We start from the raw sequence: 21504 nt of genomic DNA, 5'->3' as shown, positions 1-21504 counted from the left end.
CTCCGATTGGCACGATCTATCTTCTTTCCGGCAGCGATCGGCTGGAAAAGACGCTAGGTTTTCACCCATGGAGTTTTTTGCATGAGCGAGCCCGGAAAAGCCGACAGTGCCGTTTCCCGCCTGCGTCCGCCCTATGCGTCCGTGCTCGACCTCATCGGCCAGACGCCGATCGTCGAGCTGACCAAGTTCGACACCGGCAGATGCCGGCTGTTCGTCAAGCTCGAAAGCCAGAATCCCGGCGGCTCGATCAAGGACCGCATCGCGCTGTCGATGATCGCCGCCGCCGAGCGGCAGGGCAAGCTCAGGCCCGGCGGCACCATCGTCGAGGCGACCGCCGGCAATACCGGTCTCGGTCTTGCCCAGGTCGGCATTCCCAAGGGCTACCGCATCATCCTCGTCGTCCCCGACAAGATGTCGCGCGAAAAAATCCAGCATCTGCGCGCGCTCGGCGCCGAGGTGCGCATGACGCGCTCCGACGTCGGCAAGGGCCATCCCGAATACTACCAGGACATGGCCGAGAAGATCGCCGCCGAAACCCCCGGCGCCTTCTACGCCAACCAGTTCGCCAATCCCGCCAACCCGCTGGCGCATGAGACCACGACCGGCCCGGAAATCCTCGCCCAGCTCGACGGCGACGTCGACGCGGCGGTGGTCGGCGTCGGCTCCGGCGGCACGCTGACCGGGCTCGGCCGCTATTTCGCGAAACATTCGCCGAAGACCGAGATGGTGCTGGCCGACCCGGTCGGCTCGGTGCTGGCGCCGCTGATCAAGACCGGCAAGATGGAGGAGGCCGGCAGCTGGACCGTCGAAGGCATCGGCGAGGATTTCGTGCCGCCCAATGCCGACCTGTCGCTGGTCAGGAAGGCCTATTCCATCCCCGACAAGCAGAGCATGCTGGCGGTGCGCGATCTGCTCTCCCGCGAAGGCATCCTCGCCGGTTCGTCCTCCGGCACGCTGTTGTCGGCCGCGCTGCGCTACTGCCGCGAGCAGACGGTGCCGAAACGCGTCGTCACCTTCGTCTGCGACAGCGGCAACAAGTATCTGTCGAAGGTGTTCGACGATTTCTGGCTGGCCGAGCAGGGCCTCGCCGAGCAGGAGCAGCACGGCGACCTGCGCGATCTCGTCATGCGCTCGCACCGCACCGGCGACACGGTCTGGGTCGGGCCGGAGGAAAGCCTGCTCAATGCCTATGGCCGCATGCGCCGCTCCGATGTCTCGCAACTGCCGGTGCTCGACGACGGCAAGCTGGTCGGCATCGTCGACGAAGGCGACATACTCGCCAAGGTCGACGGCCCCTATGACGGCCGCTGGGACCGCTTCAACGGCCCGGTGCGCACGGCCATGACCTCCAATCTGCACACGCTGCAGGCCAGCCAGACGCTCGATGCGCTGTTGCCTGTCTTCGACCGTAACGAGGTCGCCATCGTCTTCGATGGCGAGGAATTCATCGGCCTGATAACCCGTATCGACCTGATCAACCATCTGAGGCGTCGCGCAAGATGACGAGCAATGCAACGGGCAAGAACCGCCTGGCCTTTTCGACCCGCACCATCCATGGCGGCCAGAGCCACGACCCGACGACCGGCGCGGTGATGGTGCCGATCTACGCCACCTCCACCTACGGCCAGCAGTCGCCCGGCGTGCACAAGGGTTTCGAATACGCCCGCAGCCAGAACCCGACCCGCTTCGCCTTCGAGCGCGCCGTGGCCGATCTCGAAAGCGGCACCAGAGCCTTCGCCTTCGCCTCCGGCCTGGCCTCGATCTCGACCGTGCTGGAACTGCTCGATGCCGGCGCCCATATCGTCGCCACCGACGACATCTATGGCGGCACGTTTCGCTTGCTGGAACGGGTGCGCAAGCGCTCGGCCGGGCTGCAGGTCAGCTTCGCCGACTTCACCGACCTCACCGCCATCGAGGCCGCCATCCGCCCCGAGACAAAACTGCTCTGGGTCGAGACGCCGACCAATCCGCTGCTGCGCATCGTCGACCTCGAAGCGGTGGCGGCGTTGGCAAAGCGCAAGGGCCTGCTCACCGTCGCCGACAACACTTTTTGCAGCCCCTACATCCAGCGGCCGCTCGAGCTCGGCATCGACATCGTCGTGCATTCGACGACGAAATATTTGAACGGCCACTCCGACATGGTCGGCGGCGTTGCGGTGGTCGGCGACAACCAGGATTTGGCCGACCGGCTGAAATTCCTGCAGAACGCCATCGGCGCCATCTCCGGCCCGTTCGACTCCTTTCTGGCGCTGCGCGGCATCAAGACCCTGGCGCTGCGGATGGAGCGGCATTCGGCGAACGGCCTGAAGATCGCCGAGTGGCTGGAAAGTCGTAACGATGTGCGCCGCGTCATCTATCCCGGCCTCGCCAGCCACCCGCAGCACGAAATCGCCAAACGCCAGATGCACGCCTTCGGCGGCATGATCTCGGTCGAGCTCGACCGCGATCTGGCGGGGACAAAGCGCTTCCTCGAACGCACGCAGCTGTTCACCCTGGCCGAAAGCCTCGGCGGCGTCGAGAGCCTGATCGAGCATCCCGCGCTGATGACGCACGGCTCGATCCCGGCGGAGAAGCGCGGCGCGATCGGGATATCGGATTCGCTGGTCAGGCTCTCGGCCGGCATCGAGGACGGCGATGATTTGATCGCGGATCTGGAGCAGGCGTTGAGGGGCTGACATAGTCATCGCGGTGATCCTTCGCGCCCCTCTCTGTCCTGCCGGACATCTCCCCCACGAGGGGGGAGATTGGCAGCTTCGGCGTTTCGCTCGTCCTACGGCGGAGGCGATTGGCGAAAGTCGGCGCGCCGTCTGATCTCCCCCCAAGTGGGGGAGATGGCCGGCAGGCCAGAGGGGGGCGCTGTCCCGCCGACATCTCGGTATGTGTGCCATTGCGGAGCGCAATCCACGCTCTAAACTGCCTCCCGCTTTGCGATCTCCGGAGGCGTCATGCGCGTGATCGTGCTGGGCAGTGGCGTGGTTGGCGTCACCACCGCCTATCAGCTGCAGAAGGACGGCCATGAGGTGGCGCTCATCGAGCGCCAGCCTCAGGTCGCCGCCGAGACGAGCTGGGGCAATGCCGGCATGATCGCGCCCGGCCATTCGTTCGTCTGGTCGTCGCCGAAAGCGCCGATGATCCTTTTGAAATCGCTGGTGCTGAAGGACCAGGCGCTACGCTTCAGGATATCGGCCGATCCCAGGCTCTACAGCTGGTCGTGGCTCTTCCTGATGGAATGCACGGCGGAAAAGGCCAGGCGCAACACACTGCTCAAGCATCGCCTTGCCGCCTATTCGCAGAGCGTGCTGCGCGAGGTCGTCGCCGACGAGCAAATAGACTATGACCGCAACGATCGCGGCATCCTCTACTTCCACCGCAGCCAGCAGGCGCTGGACAAGGGTGTCGAGCATATGAAGCTTTTGGAGTCCGACGGGCAGGAGATCAGGCTGCTGGATCGCGAGGGCGTCGTGGCACTCGATCCGTCGCTGGCCTCGGCGCGGGAAAAGATCGCCGGCGGCATCTATTGCCCGACCGATGAGACCGGCGATCCGGCGAAGTTCACCCGGGCACTGGCGGCGAAGATCGCCGGGCGCGGCGGCGAAATCCGCACCGGCACCACCGTCACCGGCATCGAGACCTCGGGCGATGCCGTCGCGCAGGTGCGGACCGACAAGGGCGCCTTCAAGGGCGATGCCTATGTGCTGGCGCTCGGCTCCTACAGCCCGCTGCTGGCCAAAACCATCGGCATCAGCCTGCCGATCTATCCGATCAAGGGCTATTCCCTGACCATCCCGGTCGGCAACCGCCCGGCGCCGCCGACCATCGCTTCAGTCGACGAGCACAATCTGGTCGCCATTTCGCGCTTCGGCGACCGCCTGCGCGTTACCGCAACGGCCGAGTTCGCCGGCTACGACACCAGCCACAGACCGGCCGACTTCGCCTTCATGAAAGGCGTGACCGAGGAGCTCTACCCGGAAGGCGCCGATTACGACCGCGCAGAGATGTGGGCGGGCTTGCGGCCGATGACGCCGAACAACCTGCCGGAGTTCGGACAGCGGCGTCTGCGCAACCTCTACCTCAACACCGGCCACGGCCATATCGGCTGGACCATGTCGCACGGCTCGGCCCGCATCACCGCCGACCTGATCGCCGGCCGCAAGCCGGCGATTTCGATGGATGGACTTTTGAACTGAGAGCATGATCCCGCAAGCCTGACCTCTGGGACCGGGATTGCCAAGAAAGGGAACGCCATGTCCGCCAACCCAGCCGCCGCGCCCCTCGCCGCTTCGGGACCTGTCGATCTCGGCGTCCTGCCATCGGAGATCGACGGCGGCCTCGCCTCGCGCGCCGCGATCGGGCTGGCGATCCTCGCCACCGACCAGACGCTGGAGCATGAGTTCCGCGCGCTGGTGCGCATTCCCGGTGTCGCCTTCTACGAGGCACGGCTCTTCAACGACAACGACATCACGCCCGAAACGCTGCGCGCCATCGGCCCGCGCATCGCGCCGACTGTCGACCTGATCCTGCCCAGCATCCCGCTCGACGTCGTCGGCTTCGGCTGCACCTCGGCGACGATGACGCTCGGCGAGGAAGCCGTGTTCGCCGAGATCCGCAAGGCGAGGCCGGGGGTGGCCTGCACCACGCCGGTCACCGGCGCGCTCGCCGCCTTCAAGGCGCTCGGCGCCAGAGGCATCGGCCTGCTGACGCCTTACGCGCCCGAGATCAACCGCGGCCTCGTCGCCTATTTCAGCGGGCGCGGCCTGGACATCGCGGCCGTCGCCACCTTCGACCGGCGCGACGACCGCGAGGCCGCCCGCATCTCGCTGGCCTCGATCGAGGCCGCGGCCGAGCGCATGGCCGCCGTGCCCGGCGTCGACGCCATCTTCATCTCCTGCACCAGCCTGCGCGTCGCCGAGGCGGTGGCGGGGCTGGAGCAGCGCATCGGCATTCCCGTCACCTCTTCCAACCACGCCATGGCCTGGCACTGCCTGCGGCTCGCCGGCATCGATGACATCGTGCCGGCCGGCGGCCGGCTGTTTGCCTTGCCGATCAGTTGATCCGGTTGGCCGACCTGAGCATTGGCGCCAACAGCGTCCAGCGGTCTTGTCGACACGAACTTTCGCGCCACGGCAGACCGTTCGAAATTCGCGAGTTAACGGATTCGGAAGGGGTTGTTTAACGCTTCGCTACTATCTCCCGCCTCGGGAGGCACGACAGAGTGAGCGCGATGAACGACGACCCCGAAAAACGCAGCGAATGGCGCGCCATTTTTTACGTGCAGGCGCGCGTCGCCTTGCTGTTCGTTCCGGTCGTCGCCAGCCTGCTTATCATCGCGGCCCTTGCCGGCAACGAACGCAAATCCGTTCCCGACGCCATTGACCGGACCGTCACGAGCTCCGTGAAATAGCGCAGCCGTCCTAGATGCCTGGCGATGCGCCGCCTCAAACAAACTTCGGGATCGGCCCGTTCTGCGGTGTCGTATCATCGCCGAGGTCGATGAACACCTCGTCGACATAGCACCATGCCCAGCCTTCCGGCGGGTCGTAGCCCTCGATGACCGGATGGCTGGTGGCGTGAAAATGCTTGGTGGCGTGGCGGTTGGGCGAGTCGTCGCAGCAGCCGACATGGCCGCAGGTGCGGCAGAGCCTGAGATGCACCCACCACGATCCGCTCTTCAGGCACTCCTCGCAGCCGAGCGCGCTCGGCGTGACTTGCCTGATGTCGCTCGTGTGCCGGCATTCGTCCATTACGATCTCCTCGCCTGTTCGGATTGAGCGCCGCCGCCGTTCTGAGCAAGATAGGCATGCAGCGCCGCCACCACCTGGGCGCCTTCACCGACGGCGGCGGCGACGCGCTTGATCGAGCCGCATCGAACGTCGCCGATGGCAAACACGCCGCTGCGGCTCGTCTCCATCAGGCCATGTCCCTGCGCCACCTCTGGTCCGGTGCGGACAAAACCCTTGGCGTCGAGCGCCACGTTGCATTTCGCCAGCCAGTCCGTGTTGGGGTCGGCGCCGATGAACAGGAAGAGATGGCGGATGGTTCGCGTCGTCTCGGTGCCAGTCGCGCGGTTACGCCAGCGCACCCGCTCGAGGTTGCTCTCGCGGCCTTCCAGCGCAACGATCTCGGTCTCGGCCAGCACCTCGATGTTCGGCTGCGCCTCGATGCGCTCGACCAGATAGCGCGACATGGTCTCGTTGAGGCTGCCGCGGCGCGCCAGCAGCGTCACCTTGCCCACCTGGCTGGCCAGGAAGACCGCCGCCTGGCCGGCCGAATTGCCGGCGCCGACCAGCGCCACCTCCTGATCCCGGCAAAGCCGCGCCTCGATCGGCGACGCCCAATAGTGCACCGACGTGCCCTCGAACTGCGCCAGATTGGCCACATCGAGGCGGCGGTAGCGTGCGCCGCTGGCGATCACCACCGTGCGCGTGTGCACCGTCTCGCCATCGCCGACATCGAGCGCGTAGCCGGACAGGTCGCCTCCACCGCTGAGCAGCTTCGCCTCGTCGGGGATCACCATTTCGACGCCGAACTTCTGCGCCTGGTTGTAGGCGCGCGCCATCAGCGCCATGCCGGTGATGCCGGTCGGGAAGCCGAGATAGTTCTCGATGCGCGCCGACGCCCCCGCCTGCCCGCCAAAGGCGCGGCAGTCGAGCACGATCGTCGACAGCCCTTCGGAGGCCGCATAGACCGCCGCGGCCAGCCCGGCGGGTCCGGCGCCGACGATCGCCACGTCGTAGACCTTGCTGGCATCGACGGGCCGCAGCAGGCCGACGCAGCGCGCGAGTTCGTGATCGCCCGGATTGTGCAGCAGCTTGCCGTTCGGACAGAGCACGATCGGCAGGTGATGCGGATCGACATGGAAACGCTCGGTCAGCGTCCTGGCGCAGGGGTCGGTCTCGGAATCGAGCGCGCGATGCGGCAGGCCGCTGCGGGTGAGAAAGCCCTGCAGCCTCAGCACGTCGCCATTGCCGGGAGGGCCGATGATGATCGGCCCGCTGATGCCGCTCTCCAGCAGCCCGACGCGGCGCAGGATCAGCGCCCGCATGATCCGCTCGCCGAGGTTCGCCTCCTGCACCATCAGATCGCGCAGCCGCTGCGAGGGGATGACGATGGCCTCGACCGGTTCGGTGGCTTCCGCATTGATCAGCGACGGCCGGCTCGAGAGCTGCGCCAGCTCGCCGATGAAGTTGCCGGCGCCGTAGGAGATGATCGCCTCGCGCGGCCCCAGCCCGCCGGCCTGCGTGATCTCGACCTTGCCGGACAGGATGACGATCAGGCCGGGCGACACCTCGCCGGCCGTAACGATCTGCTCGCCGGCAGCATAAGAACTCGCCGTACCGAAGCGGCGCATGCGTTCGATGTCCGCTTCCGCCAGGACAGGGAACATCTGGTCACGGCGGGCGGCGATGGTCGGGCTGACGGAGGGGGCCATGGGGCGGACCGTAGCGCCGGGGGCGCCGGGTTTGAAGCGGTTTGTTGGGACACTGCCCTCGCCTCTTCGTCACGAAAGTCAGAGGCCAGCGGCTAATCTCGAACGTCGCAATTCGCGCTCAAGTGGCATCCGTTGCGAAAGCCGGCGAAAAACGACAACACTGCGGAAGGCGCTAATCCCGTTGGCAGTCGGGATAGATGGTGCCCAGAAGAGGACTCGAACCTCCACTCCTTGCGGAACACGGACCTGAACCGTGCGCGTCTACCAATTCCGCCATCTGGGCTGGTGCGGGCTCATGTAAGCGGGCAAGCTCGCACTGTCAACGCGGTTTTTTCAAACCATTTGCCGTAGACGGCTCAGCCCTCCAGCACTTCCTTCGACGCCACGGTCGAATCGGCGTTGAGCGTGTAGATCACCGGCACGCCGGTGCCGAGCTCGAGCTTGACGATCTCCTCGCCGCTCTTGCCGTCCAGCGCCATGATCAGCGCGCGCAGCGAATTGCCGTGGGCGGCCACCAGCACGGTTTCGCCACGCAGCACGTGCGGCTGCAGGTCGTGCAAATAATAGGGCCAGACGCGCGCGCCGGTGTCCTTCAGGCTTTCGCCGCCGGGCGGCGAGACGTCGTAGGAGCGGCGCCAGATATGCACCTGCTCCTCGCCCCACTTCTTGCGCGCGTCGTCCTTGTTGAGGCCGGAGAGGTCGCCATAGTCGCGCTCGTTCAGCGCCTGGTCGCGGATGGTCTTGAGATCGCTCTGGCCGACCGCGTCGAGGATGTGCTGGCAGGTCTTCTGCGCCCGGATCAGCGCCGAGGTGAAGGCGATGTCGAACTTCAGGCCGCGCGCCTTCAGCTTCTGGCCGGCGGCCTTGGCCTCGGCATGGCCCTGCTCGGTCAGGTCGACGTCGCGCCAGCCGGTGAACAGGTTCTTCAGGTTCCAGTCGCTCTGGCCGTGGCGCACGAGCACGAGGGTTCTCGACATGTTTGCTCCTTCGAGTTTGAGCAATTCCAGGAAAAGTGTGTCGCGGTTTTCCGTCCGGAATTGCGTAAGAACAAAATAATTGGAAGAGGCCGCCTCAGCTCAGGCCGAGCACGTCCCGCATCGAATAAAGTCCGGGCTTCTTCGCGCGGGCCCAGAGCGCGGCTTTTACGGCTCCGCGCGCGAAGATCGCCCGGTCCTCGGCATGGTGGGACAGCGTGATGCGCTCGCCGGTGCCGGCCAGCACCACCGAGTGGTCGCCGACCACCGAGCCGCCGCGCAGCGTGGCGAAGCCGATCGTGCCCGGCTTGCGCACGCCGGTATGGCCGTCGCGCACGCGCACGTCGTTGCCGGCAAGCGGGACGTCGCGGCCAGCCGCCGCCGCTTCGCCGAGCAGAAGCGCCGTTCCCGAAGGCGCGTCGACCTTGTGGCGGTGGTGCATTTCCAGGATCTCGATGTCGAAATCGTCGCCGTCGAGCGCGCGCGCAGCCTGCTCCACCAGCACCGCCAGCAGATTGACGCCGAGGCTCATATTGCCTGATTTGACGATCGTCGCGTGGCGCGCCGCGGCCGCGATTTTCGCATTGTCGTCCGCCGAGCAGCCGGTGGTGCCGATGACATGGACGATGCGCGCCTGCGCCGCGTAGCCGGCGAATTCGACGGTCGCGGCGGGCGCGGTGAAATCGAGCACGCCGTCGGCCTTGGCGAAAGCCGGCAGCGGATCGTCCGATATCGGCACGTTGATGATGCCGATGCCGGCGAGCTCGCCGGCGTCCTTGCCGAGATAGGGCGATCCCGGCCGCTCGACCGCGCCGGCGACGCGCGCCCCCGGCATCGTGTGGATGGCGCGGATCAGCGTCTGGCCCATGCGGCCGGCCGCGCCCACCACCACCAGGCCCATATCGCCCGTATCGCTCATGCCTCTCTCCCGACCGCCCTCTTCGCGCGGCTGCGCGGCGGCGGAGTTTGGATGGGCTTGGCGTCGTCGACAAGCCCCAAACCCTTCTTGCCCTGCACCCGGTGGAAACGGGCATAGACGCTGTGCGGATCGGCCATCAGCAAGGCATGGGTGCCTTCCTCGACCAGCCGGCCCTCTTCCAGCACGATGATGTGGTCGGCATTGACCACGGTCGACAGCCGGTGCGCGATGACGATGGTCGTGCGCCCTTCCATGACGTGGGTCAGCGCTTCCTGGACACGCGCCTCAGCCTCGTTGTCGAGCGCTGAGGTAGCCTCGTCGAGCAAAAGGATCGGCGCCTGGCGCACGATGGCGCGGGCGATCGAGACGCGCTGGCGCTGTCCGCCCGACAGCGTCACGCCGTTCTCGCCGACCGGCGTGTCGTAGCCTTGCGGCTGCTGGCGGATGAACTCGTCCGCCGCCGCCTGCTTTGCCGCCCATTCGATCTCCGCATCCGTGGCCGAAAGCCGGCCATAGCGGATGTTGTCGCGGATCGTGCCCTCGAACAAATAGGGCCCCTGCGAGACATAGGCGATCGAGCTGCGAAGCGAATGCTTCGTCAGCCTGGAAATGTCCTGGCCGTCAACCTCGATGCTGCCGGCCTCGACATCGTAGAAGCGCTGCAGCAGCGCCACCAGCGTCGACTTGCCGGCGCCGGATGCGCCGACGATCGCCGTCACCTTGCCGGCGGCGGCGGTAAAGCTCAATTCCTTGAGCACCGGCGCGTCGGCGGCATAGCCGAACGAGACATTATTGAAACGCACCTCGCCGGTGGTGATCCTCGCCTCGACCGCGCCGGTCGCATCGCCCTGCTGCGGCTGCTGGTCGAGAAGCTCGTAGATCATGCGCGCATTGACCAGCGACCGCTCCATGCCAACCTGCATGCGCGCCAGACGCCGCGCCGGATCATAGGCCAGGATCAGCGCCGTGATGAAGGAGAACACCGCGCCCGGCGGCTGGCCGAGGACCAGCGCCCGGTAGCCGGAATAGGCAATGACGCCGGTGACGGCGAGGCCGGCCAGCATGTCGGAAATCGGCGTCAGCCGCTCCGAGACGCGAGCGATCTTGTTGCCCCGCTGCTCGGCACTCTCGGCGAGCTTGCCGATGCGGCGCGCCAGTTCGCCCTCCATGGTGAACGCCTTGACGATGGCGATGCCTTGCGTCGCCTCCTGCATGGCGCCGATCAGCCGCGAGTTGATCTGCACGGATTCGCGCGCGATGCGGCGTACGCGGCGCATCAGATAGACGACGGTGTAGATCAGCGGCGGTCCGATCAGCAGCGACGACAGCGACAGCAGCGGATCCTGGTAGATCATGACGCAGATGAGGCCGAGCAGCGTCACGCCGTCGCGCGCGATCGAGGTCAGCGTCATCGACAACAGGTCGCGGATGCCGTTGATGTTCTCGTTGACCTGCGCGGCGAGCTGGCCCGAACGGGTGTCGTTGAAGAAGCCGACGCCGAGCTTCATCAGGTGGTCGAAGATGCGGCGCTGATAGCTCGCCACCAGATTGTTGCCGATCCGCGCCAGCGTCACCGCCTGGCCATAGGTGGCCAGCCCGCGCAGCGTGAAGGAGCCCATGATCCCGGCGCAGATCAGCACGATCAGATCGCCGCGTCGCTCATAGAAGATCTGGTTGACGACCGGGCTCATCACCCAGGCGGTGAAGGCCGTCGTTGCGGACACGGTCAGCAGGCACAGGGTGGCGAAGATGTAGGCTGAGCGGTATTCGCGGCCGTTTTCGGCGATGATGCGGCGCAGCACCGCCCAGGTCTCGCCGGGCCGGGCTATCGCTTGGTGTTGAAGCTGGTTCAAATCGAGGGTCGTTCCGTGGTTCCGTCTGGAAATTCGGCACCCCTCTTAGCGTTCCCGTCGCGGCTTGCCTATGGCGAAACTTCGTCGCGGCGCGATTCGCGATCCGACAACCAGGGCGCGAAGCGCTACACCCGCCAGTGCCGCCCCGCCGTCTGCACGCCGAACAGCGAGGGATTCCTGGCATAGGCGGCGAGGCCGAGAAGCGCCGCCAGCGGATGCGTGATGACATAGACCGGCATCGCGCGCAGCAAGGCGCTGTGCGGCGCCTTGTCCTCGAAAGCGGCGCGGAAATTGCCCGCTTTCAGCGCCGGCACGATCTTCTGCGCGATGCCGCCGGTGAGAAAGACGCCGCCCCGGCTCATGAACACCAGCGCCAGGTCGCCGGCGGTGCGGCCGAGGCAGGTGACGAACAGCGAAAGCGCCTCCTCCGCCACCGGGTCGGACTTCGCCAGCGCCGCGCCGGTGATCTCGGCCGGCGCGCTGAACGGCGCCGGCTTGCCGTCGGCCTTGGCCACCGCGCGGTAGACATTGACCAGGCCGCGCCCGCACAGGATCTGCTCGCCGGAAACGCGGCCTTCGAGCCGCTCTATATGCGGGAAAACCTGGAAATCGCGTGGCGAGCGCGGGCCGATATCCATGTGTCCGCCTTCGCCGGGCACCGGTATCCAGTGGTTGAGCGCATGGATCAGCCCGGCAACGCCGAGGCCGGTGCCGGGGCCGAGCACGACGCGGCTGGCGTTCGGCTCCGGCGTGCCGCCGCCGATCTTCTCCATATGCTCCTCGCCGAGCGCGACGACGGCCAGCGCCTGCGCCTCGAAGTCGTTGAGCACGACGACCTCGCTCAGGCCCAGATTGGCGAACATCTGCCTCGGCTTGACCACCCAGGGGCAATTGGTGAGCGGGATCTCGTCGCCGTCGACCGGCCCGGCGATCGCCAGCACGGCCGAATTCGGCCGCACCGAGGAACGGTCGAGCACCGCCGCCTGGATCGCCTCGTCGATGGTGTTGAAATTGGCGGTCTGGACGATCTGCGGCTCGGTCGGGTCCGAATTGGCGTCGAGCACGATCGAGAAGCGCGCATTGGTGCCGCCGATGTCGCCGATCAGGACCGGAAACCGCAGCGTTGTCTCGTCTTCACCTGCCATGCTCTTCTTTCGTTCTGTTCCGGCCATCTGCCGCTGTCATTCGTTGACTATCGCATGGACTTGTAAAGGGAAAGCAGCTTCGGCGTCAGGCTTGAATTCCGTACCTTTTCAACGTCTGCGCCGCCCCTCACCTGCCTGCCGGGACCCTCTCCCCGTATAGTGACGGGGAGAGGGACGCTGTCATCGCCGATTTCGCCAATCATCAGCGTTGCGGAAAGGGCGCCGGCGCTGCGGCGTGCCCCCTTCTCCCCGTCGCTATACGGGGAGAAGTGCCCGGCAGGGCGATGAGGGGCGGCGCCTGCTTCGACAATTAGCCCGGAATGCCTGGCGTCAGTTTTCCGGCCTTGGCCGTGGCAGTGGAATGCCGATTTTCGGGGTCGGCGCAAAAGCGCTTGCCGAGGCCGGCATGGTAGCCGCGCCAACCGGCACCGTCGCTTCCGCCGACGACTCGGCAGGCGGTTCGGCAGGCGGCTCGGCGGCCGCGATCGGCAGGTCGTTCCCCGCGATCGGTAGGCCGTCGCCATGATAGGTGACGGCTTCCGCCGAAGCCGGGTTTGGCGCGTCGAGCACCGCCCGGCATTCCTTCGGCAGGTTCGCCATCGTCATGATGTCGCGCGCCTTCGGTGCGTCCGGGTTCTTGTTGGGGCGCCAGGGCTCCGCGGTGAACCACCAGGCCAGTGGCTTGCCGCAGCCGTCATCGGCCGGCGTCGCTTCCTGCGCCTTGCAGCCGTGCGAGCCAGGCTGGCAGCCGATGCGCATGTGGAAATGATAGTCGTGGCCCCAGAACGGCCGGATCTTGCGCAGCCAGGAACGGTCGCCCTTCACCGTGTCGCACAGTTTCTTCTTGATGCCCGGATTGACCAGGATGCGCTCGACCTCGGGATAGCTCGCCGCGCGCTTCAACAGTTGCGTGTGCCGCGTCGTCCACAGCGCGTCCTTCACCAGATGCGTCTTTTCGTCGACCATCAGGGTGGCGCTCATCGATTCGCGCTGCGCCATCGACAGCGGCCGGCTGGGCATCGGCGTCAGCCAGATGTCGGCGTCGAGGCCGATCTGGTGCGACGCGTGGCCGGTCAGCATCGGCCCGCCGCGCGGCTGCGAGATGTCGCCGATCAGAAGGCCGGGCCAGCCGTCGGCATGCGCGTCGCGCGCCAGCTTCTCGATCAGCGCGATCATCGCCGGATGGCCCCAGCGGCGGTTGCGCGAGGGGCGCATCACTTCCCAGCTCGGTCCGTCCATCGGAATGGCGACGCCGCCGGCGAAGCAGCCCTTGGAATAGAAGCCGAAGGATTGCGCCGCCGCCACCGCCGGCAGCTTCTCGGCCCCGAACAGGTCTTTTGCCCGCGGCTCTGCCGTTAGCGCGCTCGCCGCCAGCCCGGCCAGCGCCAGGATCGCCAGCGTCGCCGTCAGGAACGGCCGTCTGACGGGCAATGATCGCAACGAGGTCACCATGAAGCCGCATCCCTCTCCTGTCGCGCCGCCGAGCCTCGAGAGCGGCCGCGACGCGAATCATAGCATGCCCGGCGCCGCGCTTTAATCAGCGCGTTTCATCGGGCTGCGCGGCTCGCCCTCGCGCCAGCTGCCGTCCGCCCACATTTGGTCGAGGGCCGAGCGGTAGTCGGGGAAGGCAAAGCGATAGCCGGCCGCCTTGATCGCGGCGTTGGAGACGCGCTTGTTCTCGCCGTAGAAGGAGCGCGCCATCGGCGAAAGCTGCGCCGTCTCGAAGGCGATTTCCGGCGGCGGCTCGACGCCCATCAGGCCGGCGGCATAGGCGACGACATCCTGCGGCGGCGCCGGCTCGTCGTCGGTGACGTTGAAGATGCCGCCGCTATTTTTCCCGGCCAAATGCCAGAGCGCGCCGGCGATGTCGTCGCAATGGATGCGGTTGAACACCTGGCCGGGCTTGACCAGCCGTCTGGCGGTGCCGTCGGCCAGGTTGACCAGCGCGTTGCGGCCCGGACCGTAGATGCCGGAGAGGCGCAGGATCGCCACCGGCCGGCCGATCTCCTGGCCGAGCTTCAGCCACTCCTGTTCGGCGGCCACCCGCATCACCGAGCGCTTCGACACCGGTCGGCACTCGGCCCTCTCGTCCACCCAGCCGCCGCCATGGTCGCCATAGACGCCGACGGTGGAGAGATAGGCGATCCATTCCAGGGCCGGCATCGCTGCGATCGCCTCGCGCGCGGCGCCGAGCACCGGATCGCCGGCCTCTTCCGGCGCCACCGAGACGATCAAATGGGTGGTCGTTTTCAAGGCCTCGCCGATCTCGGCCGTCAGCGCGCCGTCGAAGCGCAGCGGCGCGATGCCGGCCTGGCCGAGCACCGCGAACTTCTCCGGCGAGCGCGTCGTGCCGCGGATTGTCACCCCATCCCGGCTGGCGCGGGCGAAGGCCTTGCCGGAATAGCCGGCGCCAAAGACGAAGAACTGCTTTTCACTCATGCATGGACCTTTGCTGGCTGCGCCGACAGCCATTCGTCGCGCACCGTCATGTCATCTTCGGTTGCCAGGGCGGTGGCGGCGCGCTCGGCGAACTCGGTGTCGGGTAGAAGCCTGGACAGCGCCCAGACGGCCGCACCTCGCACCAGCGGCGAGGCGTCGCCCAGCAAGGCACGGACTGCCCCCGCCAGCGCGGCATCGCCCGAATTGCCGGCGGCGATCAGCACATTACGGATGAAACGGTCGCGACCGATGCGCTTGATCGGCGAACCCGAGAAAAAGCTGCGGAAGGCCGCGTCGCCGAAGCTGAGCAGCTCCGCCAGCGGCGGCTCGCGCAAATCCGCGCGCGCGGCAAGCTTCGCCTCCGAGGCGGTGCGGGCGAACTTGTTCCACGGGCAGGCGGCGAGACAATCGTCGCAGCCATAGATGCGGTTGCCGATCTTGTCGCGGAATTCGCGCGGGATCGGCCCCTTGCTCTCGATGGTGAGGTAGGAGATGCAGCGCCGCGCGTCGAGCCGGTAGGGCGCCGGAAAAGCGTCGGTCGGACAGGCGTCTAGGCAGGCGCGGCAAGAGCCGCAATGGTCCTGCTCCGCCGTGTCGGGCTCCAACTCCGCCGTGGTGAAGATGGTGCCGAGGAACAGCCACGAGCCGTGTTGCCGGCTGACCAGATTGGTGTGCTTGCCTTGCCAGCCGAGGCCGGCGGCCTCGGCGAGCGGCTTTTCCATCACCGGCGCGGTGTCGACGAACACTTTCACGTCGCCGCCGGCCTTTGCCACGATCTTGCCGGCGATCTCCTTCAGCCGGCCCTTCATAATATCGTGATAGTCGCGGTTCTGCGCATAGACCGAGATTGCGCCGCGGTCGCGCCTTGCCTGCAGCTTGCGCGGATCGTGGTCCGGCCCGTAATTCATGGCCAGCACGACGATCGAGCGCACTTCGGGCCACAGCATCGATGGTTCGGCCCGGCGTTCGATCGTCTCGGCGATCCAGCCCATCGAGCCATGAAAACCGTCGGCGACGAATTCGGCGAGCCTGGCCGGCGCCAGCGGGATGGCATCGGGCCTGGTGACGGCGACGGCGTCGAAACCGGCGCGCCTGGCCTCGCCGTCGATCAGCGCGCGCAGGTTTTCGGTCTTAGAAATCGAGGTCCGCATAATGCGACACCGGCGACAGGCCGCGCACCCGGTCGGACAGAAGTGGCCGGAACGAGGGCCGTGACTTCACCCTTGTATACCATTCCCGCGCCGCGGTGTGCTCGCGCCAGTCGATCTCCCCCAGATAGTCGAGCACCGAAAGTGCGGCCGCCGCCGCGAGGTCGGCATAGGTCACCCTGCTGCCGGCCAGCCAGTGGCGGGTGCCGGCCAGCCAGTTGGTGTACTTCATGTGCTGGCGGATGTTGGCGCGGGCGGCGCGGATCGCCGCCGAATCGGGCGAGCCGCCGCCGGCCGTCTCCGGCATGATCGGCTTCAGCACGCGCTCGCGCACCAGGTGGCGGGTCACCTCGCTCTCGGCCTTGTTCAGGTACCAGTCGGTCAGCCGGCGGATCTCGGCGCGCTCCATCGGGTCCTCGGCGAACAGCCGCTTGTCGCGCTTCAGCACGCCGCGCGTCTCGTCGAGATACTCGGCGATCACCATCGCGCCGACGATCGGCACGTCGCCCTCGGCAAGCAGGATCGGCAAGGTTCCGGCCGGGTTCAGCGCCAAAAACTCCTTGCGCCGCGTCCACGGCTTTTCCTCGATCAGCGCCAGCTCCTCGCCATATTCGCCGAAGGCGAGGCGCACGAACCGGCAGGAGGCGAACATCGGGTGGTGGAAGAGCGTCAGCATGGTCCCGCGATAATAAGGCGCACTGGCGAATCGCCGGCCGCGCCGGTAAGTCTTGGCCGCCCGCAAAGCGGACCGTCAGGGTGCTGCGACCTATAGGGGGACTTCCGCGCCATGACAAGCAAGCCCTTCTTTGAGTCCCAATCCCGAGGTTGCCATGGATAGCCAGACCATCGTCGAAGCGCTGCTGCTCGGCCTGCTGGAGGGCCTGACCGAGTTCATTCCGGTGTCTTCGACCGGCCACATCCTGCTCGCCGGCCATTTCCTCGGCTTCCATTCGACCGGCAAGGCCTTCGAGATCCTGATCCAGCTCGGCGCCATCCTCGCCATCCTCAGCGTCTATTTCAAACGCCTGTGGCAGATGCTGCTCGAACTGCCGCACGACCGGCTGACCAGGCATTTCGTCATCGGCATCCTCATCGCCTTCCTGCCGGCGGCCATCATCGGCGCGCTGGCGCATGACTTCATCAAGACCATCCTGTTCGAATCGCCGCGGCTGATCTGCATCATGCTGATCATCGGCGGCGTCGTCCTGCTTCTGGTCGATCGGATGAACCTCAAGCCCGTCTATCGCGACGTCGAGCGCTTCCCGACGCGGCTCTATCTGCAGATCGGCCTGTTCCAGTGCCTGTCGCTGATCCCCGGCACCTCGCGCTCCGGCTCGACCATCGTCGGCGCGCTGCTGCTCGGCGTCGACAAGCGCGCGGCGGCGGAATTCTCCTTCTTTCTCGCCATCCCGACCATGGTCGGCGCCTTCGCCTTCGACCTGTTCAAGAACCGCAACGTGCTGACCTCGGCCGACCTGCCGATCATCGCCATCGGCTTCGTCGCCGCCTTCGTCACCGCGCTGTTCGTCGTCCGCTTCCTGCTCGATTACGTCTCGCGCAACGGCTATTCGCTGTTCGGCTGGTGGCGCTTGGTGGTCGGCGGGCTCGGGCTGGTGGCGCTGATGATCTGGGGGTAAGCGCCCACCCTCCCCCTTGTGGGGAGGGTCGATCCGCATAGCGGATCGGGGTGGGGGTCAGCGCCAACCCCCGCCCCGGTTCGCCAACGACGCTGCGCGTCGCTTGCTCGCCGACCCTCCCCACAAGGGGGAGGGTAAGGCCTTCAATTCCTTCCATAAAACGCGTTCTCGACATGCACCGGCCAGCGCCAGGGCAGCACGGCCACCATGTCGAAGCGCGCCGACAGTCTGCCATAGTCGGGCTGGCGCGACAGCCAGAGGTCGGCGGCGCTCTCGATGCGGCGCTCCGATTCGTAGGCGATCGCCTCCATCGCTTCCATCAGCGTGCGCCGCGCCTTGACCTCGACGAACAGCACCAGGTCGCCGCGCCTGGCGATCAGGTCGATCTCGCCGAACCTTGTGCGGTGGCGCCGCGCCAGGATCCGGTAGCCTTTCAGCATCAGCGCCAGCGCCGCCAGCCATTCACCGCGATGGCCGCGCCGATAGGCTTTCAGGCGGCTGGCGGCCGGGCGCTCAGCCACCGCTGCCCTCTGCCGAGGTGTCCCTGAGCTCGAGCAGCCGCCGGTAGAGCGCCTGCTTCTGGCCGCCGGTCATCTTCGCCGCTTCCGCTGCCGCCTTGGAGGCCGGCATTTCGGCGGCGAGCGACAACAGCAGCCGGTCGATGTCTTCAGGTTCGTCGGCCTTGGCCTCGGCGGGACCGACGCAGATGACGATCTCGCCCTTGGGCGTGTCGGCCGCCGCATAGTGCTCGGCAAGAGCCCGCAGCGTGCCGGTCCGCGTCTCCTCGAAGGCCTTGGTCAGCTCGCGGCCGATCGCCGCCCGGCGTGTGCCGCCCAGCGCCTCGGCCATCGCCGCAAGCGTCTCGGCCAGCCGCCTGGGCGACTCGAAGAAGATCAGCGTCGCCGGCACCTGCCTGAAGCTCTCAAGTTTCGTCAACCGCTGGCCGGTCTTCACCGGCAGGAACCCGGCGAAAAGAAAGGCGTCGGAAGGCAGGCCGGACGCGGTCAGCGCCGCCAGCGCCGCCGACGGGCCGGGGATCGGCACGACGCGGATGCCACGGTCGAGCGCCTCGCCGACCAGCCGGTAGCCGGGATCGGAGACCAGCGGCGTCCCGGCGTCCGAGATCAGCGCCACGCTCTGCCCGGCCTCGAGCGCCGCGATCAGCTTCGGTCCGGCCTCGGGTGCATTGTGATCGTGATAGGCGGTGGTGCGGCGGCGGATGCCGTAGCGCTCCAGCAGCACGCGCGACACGCGCGTGTCCTCGCAGGCGACGATGTCGGCGGCGGCCAGCGTCTCCAGCGCGCGCAGCGTGATGTCGGCGAGGTTGCCGATCGGCGTCGCCACCAGATAGAGCGCCGGCGCGAGCGGCCGCGCCGCGATCTCGGTCTGCCCGATCACATAGCTGCGTTTGTCGCCGGTCACCCTTGGTCCTCCATGCAGCCTGTTTGGCACGGCTGATGCCCGGTTGCAAAACGTGACGACGAAGTAATGTCGCCCGCCATGCCTTTGCCATAGTGCGGAACGAAACCGTCACCGGCGAATTTTATCCGTGAGTCTCGCATGTGTGAGTCTCGGGGAGGCACAGGATGGATAGCCTGAAGATTCAGGACGTTTTCGAGCCCTATTATGCGGGCCGCAAGCGTTTCGCCATGCGAAGGGACAAGTGCCTGCCGGCCAGCGCCGATGACGCCGCCGGTAAAACCGAGGCCGGCAAGCGGCGTTTGCGCCGCCGGCCGAAGACCAGGCTCAAGGCCGCAACCGATAGCACGACGGAGCACTGACCGGACGATGCCCAATCGCTTCGATATTTTCATCACCCGTCTCGAAACCAGGAACAGCCGCGAAGGCGTGCCGCTAGCCCCGATAGGCGACCAGCACCGCCCCCGCCGCGATAAGGCCGACGCCAAGCCAGTTCGCTCCGGAGAGGCGCTCGCCGAGAAAGACCGCGCCAAACACCGCCACAAGCACGACGCTTAGTTTGTCGATCGGCGCCACCTGCGCCGCGTTGCCGATTTTCAGCGCGCGGAAATAGCAGAGCCACGAGGCGCCGGTAGCCAATCCGGAAAGACCGAGGAACAGCCACGTTTTTCCGGAGATCGATGCCAACGGCTGGAACTGGCCGCTGGCGGCGAGAATGGCCGCGAGCACGACCCAGGATGATGGCGGTGCGGATCAAGGTGGCAAAATCGGAATTGATGGTCTCGATGCCGACCTTGGCGAAAATCGCCGTCAGCGCCGCGAAAGCCGCCGACAGCAGCGCCCAGAATTGCCAGGAAGAAGCGGTCAGGTTCATTTCGGGTGGCCTTGTCGGTTTTCTGTCCGCAATTGCGTTAACCGGATACCGCGAAACGCGCACCACCAGAAGCGCAATCGGCAGGGCTTGGAGATTGGCTGCGCCATCAGCGCTGGCACACCGCTTCTTTACAGATATCGCGGCACCTTAGCCTCGAGCAGCCGCACCAGCTCCGGGTCCATGAACTCGTAATTGTCCGGAATGTCGAGGCAGATGACCCTTGCCCGCTTCAGGCTCGCCTTGAATTTCTTCTGCAGCTTGGCGCGGTGCGCCTTTTCCATCACGAAGATGATGTCGGCCCAGGCGACCAGCTCATGCGTCAGCGGATTGTCGGCATCGTGATTGGTGCCGGCCGAGGCGACCTCGATATCCCTTCGTTTGGAAAACACCTGCTCGGCCGTCGGGCTGCGCAAGCGGTTCTGGCTGCATACGAAGAGGATGTTCTTCAAGGGCTTTTACTCAAGCATGATCTTGTCCGAAAACCGGCTTCCACTTTTCGGGATCATGCTCAGCGCGCCAGGTCCGCCACCACGGCATCGAGCACGATCATGCCGGCCGTCGTGGCGCGCAGCCGGGAATTGCCGACCGGCGCGACAAGCCCCTCTTCCTGCAGCACCGCCAGTCGCGCGCTTGACAGGCCGCGTCCGGAAAACGCCTCGTAGCGCGCAAGATCGATGCCTTCGGCCAGCCGCAGCCCCATCAACAGGAACTCGTCGGCTTCCTCGGAACGCGTCAAAATCTCGCCGCCGGTGACGCCATGGCCCTTGGCCTCGACCAGATTTGCCCAGGTTTCCGGCATCCTCTCGGCGATGGTGACCGTGCGGCGCCCGTTCTCGACGAAACGGCCATGCGCGCCGGGGCCGACGCCGACATATTCGCCGTAGCGCCAGTAGGTCAAATTGTGCCGGCTTTCCGCGCCAGGCCTGGCGTGGTTGGAAATCTCGTAGGCCGGCAGCCCATGCGCGGCGGTCACCTCTTGCGTCAGCGCGTAGAGATCGGCGGCATGGTCGTTGTCGGGAATGGTGAACTTCTTCGCCGCGTGCAGCGCGTGGAACGGCGTGCCTTCCTCGATGGTGAGCTGGTAGAGCGACAGATGGTCGGCGGCATGGCCGATGGCCTGCTCGAGCTCGGCTCGCCAAGCCTCCGGCGTCTGGTCGGGCCGCGCATAGATCAGGTCGAAGGAGAGGCGCGGAAAGATCTCGCGCGCGAGCCCGATGGCATGCAGCGCCTCCTCGACATTGTGCAGCCGGCCGAGGAAGCGCAGGTCCTTGTCGTTCAGCGCCTGTACGCCGAGCGACACGCGGTTGACGCCGGCGGCGCGATAGCCGCGGAAGCGCTCGGCCTCGACCGAGGACGGGTTGGCCTCCAGCGTCACCTCGATGCCATCAGGCACCGTCCAGTTCCTCGCCACCGCATCCAGCACGGAGGCCACCGTCTCCGGCTTCATCAGCGACGGCGTGCCGCCGCCGAGGAAGATGCTGGTCACCTCGCGCGGTCCGGTGCGGGCGCGCATGGTCGCCAGCTCCGTGGCGAACGCGCGCGCAAAACGCTCCTGGTCGACCGGCTGATGGCGGACATGGCTGTTGAAGTCGCAATAGGGGCACTTGGCCGCGCAGAACGGCCAGTGGATGTAGACGCCGAAGCCGGGGCTGCGGTCGAGCAGCATC

General features: G+C 66.6%; 22 protein-coding genes, 1 tRNA gene and 1 pseudogene. 8 read left to right on the top strand and 16 right to left on the bottom strand.

What is annotated here, in order from left to right:
• The first annotated feature begins 81 nt into the window (after nucleotides 1-81).
• The 5 genes from EN846_RS30510 to EN846_RS30485 all read left to right on the top strand — a co-directional run bounded on the left by EN846_RS30510 (nucleotide 82) and on the right by EN846_RS30485 (nucleotide 5401).
• A complete protein-coding gene (locus EN846_RS30510) occupies nucleotides 82-1503 on the top strand; it encodes a pyridoxal-phosphate dependent enzyme (protein ID WP_127390992.1) in 1422 nt (473 codons plus the stop codon).
• Nucleotides 1500-2675 carry a cystathionine gamma-synthase gene (locus EN846_RS30505; protein ID WP_127390991.1) on the top strand — a complete coding sequence of 392 codons (1176 nt, stop codon included), beginning with the start codon at nucleotides 1500-1502 and terminating at the stop codon, nucleotides 2673-2675. The genes EN846_RS30510 and EN846_RS30505 overlap by 4 nt, the downstream gene beginning before the upstream one ends.
• A gap of 270 nt (nucleotides 2676-2945) precedes the next feature.
• Entirely contained in the window at nucleotides 2946-4187 is a 1242-nt protein-coding gene (locus EN846_RS30495; protein ID WP_127390990.1) for a D-amino acid dehydrogenase, read from the top strand.
• A 57-nt stretch (nucleotides 4188-4244) separates the two neighbouring features.
• The gene (locus EN846_RS30490; protein WP_127390989.1) at nucleotides 4245-5051 is read left to right on the top strand and encodes an aspartate/glutamate racemase family protein; all 807 of its coding nucleotides are present in this window, start codon (nucleotides 4245-4247) and stop codon (nucleotides 5049-5051) included.
• 170 nt (nucleotides 5052-5221) lie between these two features.
• Nucleotides 5222-5401: a hypothetical protein gene (locus EN846_RS30485; protein WP_127391006.1), complete on the top strand. Its 180-nt coding sequence runs from the start codon at nucleotides 5222-5224 to the stop codon at nucleotides 5399-5401.
• Nucleotides 5402-5435: 34 nt separating this feature from the next.
• Here EN846_RS30485 and EN846_RS30480 read toward each other — a convergent pair whose 3' ends face one another.
• The 11 genes from EN846_RS30480 to EN846_RS30425 all read right to left on the bottom strand — a co-directional run bounded on the left by EN846_RS30480 (nucleotide 5436) and on the right by EN846_RS30425 (nucleotide 16583).
• Nucleotides 5436-5741 carry a UBP-type zinc finger domain-containing protein gene (locus EN846_RS30480; RefSeq protein WP_127390988.1) on the bottom strand — a complete coding sequence of 102 codons (306 nt, stop codon included), beginning with the start codon at nucleotides 5739-5741 and terminating at the stop codon, nucleotides 5436-5438.
• Complete coding sequence (locus EN846_RS30475; RefSeq protein ID WP_127390987.1) at nucleotides 5741-7429, bottom strand: FAD-dependent oxidoreductase; 1689 nt, start codon at nucleotides 7427-7429, stop codon at nucleotides 5741-5743. Before EN846_RS30475 ends, EN846_RS30480 begins: the two co-directional genes overlap by 1 nt.
• Nucleotides 7430-7627: 198 nt before the next feature.
• A tRNA-Leu gene (locus EN846_RS30470) sits at nucleotides 7628-7712 on the bottom strand.
• Between the two features lie 73 nt (nucleotides 7713-7785).
• Nucleotides 7786-8406, bottom strand: coding sequence for a 2,3-bisphosphoglycerate-dependent phosphoglycerate mutase (locus tag EN846_RS30465; RefSeq protein WP_127286529.1), 621 nt, complete (start codon nucleotides 8404-8406; stop codon nucleotides 7786-7788).
• A 94-nt stretch (nucleotides 8407-8500) separates the two neighbouring features.
• Nucleotides 8501-9322, bottom strand: a complete 822-nt coding sequence (dapB, locus tag EN846_RS30460) for a 4-hydroxy-tetrahydrodipicolinate reductase (RefSeq protein WP_127390986.1) — start codon at nucleotides 9320-9322, stop codon at nucleotides 8501-8503.
• Entirely contained in the window at nucleotides 9319-11175 is a 1857-nt protein-coding gene (locus EN846_RS30455; RefSeq protein WP_189379508.1) for an ABC transporter ATP-binding protein, read from the bottom strand. Before EN846_RS30455 ends, dapB begins: the two co-directional genes overlap by 4 nt.
• A gap of 125 nt (nucleotides 11176-11300) precedes the next feature.
• Nucleotides 11301-12320: a glucokinase gene (locus EN846_RS30450; RefSeq protein ID WP_127390985.1), complete on the bottom strand. Its 1020-nt coding sequence runs from the start codon at nucleotides 12318-12320 to the stop codon at nucleotides 11301-11303.
• Between the two features lie 330 nt (nucleotides 12321-12650).
• Nucleotides 12651-13772: a penicillin-insensitive murein endopeptidase gene (mepA, locus tag EN846_RS30440; protein ID WP_127390984.1), complete on the bottom strand. Its 1122-nt coding sequence runs from the start codon at nucleotides 13770-13772 to the stop codon at nucleotides 12651-12653.
• An 81-nt stretch (nucleotides 13773-13853) separates the two neighbouring features.
• Entirely contained in the window at nucleotides 13854-14759 is a 906-nt protein-coding gene (locus EN846_RS30435) for an SDR family oxidoreductase (RefSeq protein WP_127390983.1), read from the bottom strand.
• Nucleotides 14756-15910 carry a tRNA epoxyqueuosine(34) reductase QueG gene (gene queG, locus EN846_RS30430; protein ID WP_127390982.1) on the bottom strand — a complete coding sequence of 385 codons (1155 nt, stop codon included), beginning with the start codon at nucleotides 15908-15910 and terminating at the stop codon, nucleotides 14756-14758. The genes EN846_RS30435 and queG overlap by 4 nt, the downstream gene beginning before the upstream one ends.
• Nucleotides 15891-16583, bottom strand: coding sequence for a glutathione S-transferase family protein (locus EN846_RS30425; RefSeq protein ID WP_127310994.1), 693 nt, complete (start codon nucleotides 16581-16583; stop codon nucleotides 15891-15893). Before EN846_RS30425 ends, queG begins: the two co-directional genes overlap by 20 nt.
• A 154-nt stretch (nucleotides 16584-16737) precedes the next feature.
• Here EN846_RS30425 and EN846_RS30420 point away from each other — a divergent pair, with 154 nt between their 5' ends.
• The gene (locus EN846_RS30420; RefSeq protein ID WP_127287370.1) at nucleotides 16738-17544 is read left to right on the top strand and encodes an undecaprenyl-diphosphate phosphatase; all 807 of its coding nucleotides are present in this window, start codon (nucleotides 16738-16740) and stop codon (nucleotides 17542-17544) included.
• A 143-nt stretch (nucleotides 17545-17687) separates the two neighbouring features.
• Here EN846_RS30420 and EN846_RS30415 read toward each other — a convergent pair whose 3' ends face one another.
• Both EN846_RS30415 and rsmI read right to left on the bottom strand, forming a co-directional pair.
• Nucleotides 17688-18065: a YraN family protein gene (locus EN846_RS30415; RefSeq protein WP_127284846.1), complete on the bottom strand. Its 378-nt coding sequence runs from the start codon at nucleotides 18063-18065 to the stop codon at nucleotides 17688-17690.
• The gene (gene rsmI / locus EN846_RS30410; protein ID WP_127284847.1) at nucleotides 18058-18966 is read right to left on the bottom strand and encodes a 16S rRNA (cytidine(1402)-2'-O)-methyltransferase; all 909 of its coding nucleotides are present in this window, start codon (nucleotides 18964-18966) and stop codon (nucleotides 18058-18060) included. The genes EN846_RS30415 and rsmI overlap by 8 nt, the downstream gene beginning before the upstream one ends.
• Nucleotides 18967-19130: 164 nt before the next feature.
• Here rsmI and EN846_RS30405 point away from each other — a divergent pair, with 164 nt between their 5' ends.
• Nucleotides 19131-19325 carry a hypothetical protein gene (locus EN846_RS30405; RefSeq protein WP_127393228.1) on the top strand — a complete coding sequence of 65 codons (195 nt, stop codon included), beginning with the start codon at nucleotides 19131-19133 and terminating at the stop codon, nucleotides 19323-19325.
• Between the two features lie 73 nt (nucleotides 19326-19398).
• Here the strand turns inward: EN846_RS30405 and EN846_RS30400 are convergent.
• Nucleotides 19399-19768: pseudogene (locus EN846_RS30400) on the bottom strand (EamA family transporter).
• On the opposite strand from EN846_RS30400, the gene EN846_RS36115 reads away from it, so the two are divergent.
• Entirely contained in the window at nucleotides 19710-19988 is a 279-nt protein-coding gene (locus EN846_RS36115; RefSeq protein WP_245493244.1) for a hypothetical protein, read from the top strand. The pseudogene EN846_RS30400 and the gene EN846_RS36115 overlap by 59 nt on opposite strands.
• On the opposite strand, the gene EN846_RS30395 is transcribed toward EN846_RS36115, so the two are convergent.
• Entirely contained in the window at nucleotides 19966-20286 is a 321-nt protein-coding gene (locus EN846_RS30395) for a low molecular weight protein tyrosine phosphatase family protein (protein WP_127284850.1), read from the bottom strand. The two genes, EN846_RS36115 and EN846_RS30395, sit on opposite strands and share 23 nt — an antisense overlap.
• Nucleotides 20287-20345: 59 nt before the next feature.
• A complete protein-coding gene (hemW, locus tag EN846_RS30390; protein WP_127284851.1) occupies nucleotides 20346-21503 on the bottom strand; it encodes a radical SAM family heme chaperone HemW in 1158 nt (385 codons plus the stop codon).
• Nucleotide 21504 lies beyond the last annotated feature (1 nt).

This window comes from Mesorhizobium sp. M4B.F.Ca.ET.203.01.1.1, assembly GCF_004791025.1.
Lineage (GTDB): Bacteria > Pseudomonadota > Alphaproteobacteria > Rhizobiales > Rhizobiaceae > Mesorhizobium > Mesorhizobium abyssinicae.
The sequence above is the reverse complement of the archived record's forward strand: the minus strand, read 5'-3'. Positions and strand labels throughout refer to the sequence as shown.

What these genes read in the sequence shown, in the direction of transcription:
- EN846_RS30510 (WP_127390992.1), top strand. Translation starts at nt 82, where the DNA reads ATGAGCGAGCCCGGAAAAGCCGACAGTGCCGTTTCCCGCCTGCGTCCG.
- EN846_RS30505 (WP_127390991.1), top strand. Translation starts at nt 1,500, where the DNA reads ATGACGAGCAATGCAACGGGCAAGAACCGCCTGGCCTTTTCGACCCGC.
- EN846_RS30495 (WP_127390990.1), top strand. Translation starts at nt 2,946, where the DNA reads ATGCGCGTGATCGTGCTGGGCAGTGGCGTGGTTGGCGTCACCACCGCC.
- EN846_RS30490 (WP_127390989.1), top strand. Translation starts at nt 4,245, where the DNA reads ATGTCCGCCAACCCAGCCGCCGCGCCCCTCGCCGCTTCGGGACCTGTC.
- EN846_RS30485 (WP_127391006.1), top strand. Translation starts at nt 5,222, where the DNA reads ATGAACGACGACCCCGAAAAACGCAGCGAATGGCGCGCCATTTTTTAC.
- EN846_RS30480 (WP_127390988.1), bottom strand. Translation starts at nt 5,741, where the DNA reads ATGGACGAATGCCGGCACACGAGCGACATCAGGCAAGTCACGCCGAGC.
- EN846_RS30475 (WP_127390987.1), bottom strand. Translation starts at nt 7,429, where the DNA reads ATGGCCCCCTCCGTCAGCCCGACCATCGCCGCCCGCCGTGACCAGATG.
- EN846_RS30465 (WP_127286529.1), bottom strand. Translation starts at nt 8,406, where the DNA reads ATGTCGAGAACCCTCGTGCTCGTGCGCCACGGCCAGAGCGACTGGAAC.
- dapB (WP_127390986.1), bottom strand. Translation starts at nt 9,322, where the DNA reads ATGAGCGATACGGGCGATATGGGCCTGGTGGTGGTGGGCGCGGCCGGC.
- EN846_RS30450 (WP_127390985.1), bottom strand. Translation starts at nt 12,320, where the DNA reads ATGGCAGGTGAAGACGAGACAACGCTGCGGTTTCCGGTCCTGATCGGC.
- mepA (WP_127390984.1), bottom strand. Translation starts at nt 13,772, where the DNA reads ATGGTGACCTCGTTGCGATCATTGCCCGTCAGACGGCCGTTCCTGACG.
- EN846_RS30435 (WP_127390983.1), bottom strand. Translation starts at nt 14,759, where the DNA reads ATGAGTGAAAAGCAGTTCTTCGTCTTTGGCGCCGGCTATTCCGGCAAG.
- queG (WP_127390982.1), bottom strand. Translation starts at nt 15,910, where the DNA reads ATGCGGACCTCGATTTCTAAGACCGAAAACCTGCGCGCGCTGATCGAC.
- EN846_RS30425 (WP_127310994.1), bottom strand. Translation starts at nt 16,583, where the DNA reads ATGCTGACGCTCTTCCACCACCCGATGTTCGCCTCCTGCCGGTTCGTG.
- EN846_RS30420 (WP_127287370.1), top strand. Translation starts at nt 16,738, where the DNA reads ATGGATAGCCAGACCATCGTCGAAGCGCTGCTGCTCGGCCTGCTGGAG.
- EN846_RS30405 (WP_127393228.1), top strand. Translation starts at nt 19,131, where the DNA reads ATGGATAGCCTGAAGATTCAGGACGTTTTCGAGCCCTATTATGCGGGC.
- hemW (WP_127284851.1), bottom strand. Translation starts at nt 21,503, where the DNA reads ATGCTGCTCGACCGCAGCCCCGGCTTCGGCGTCTACATCCACTGGCCG.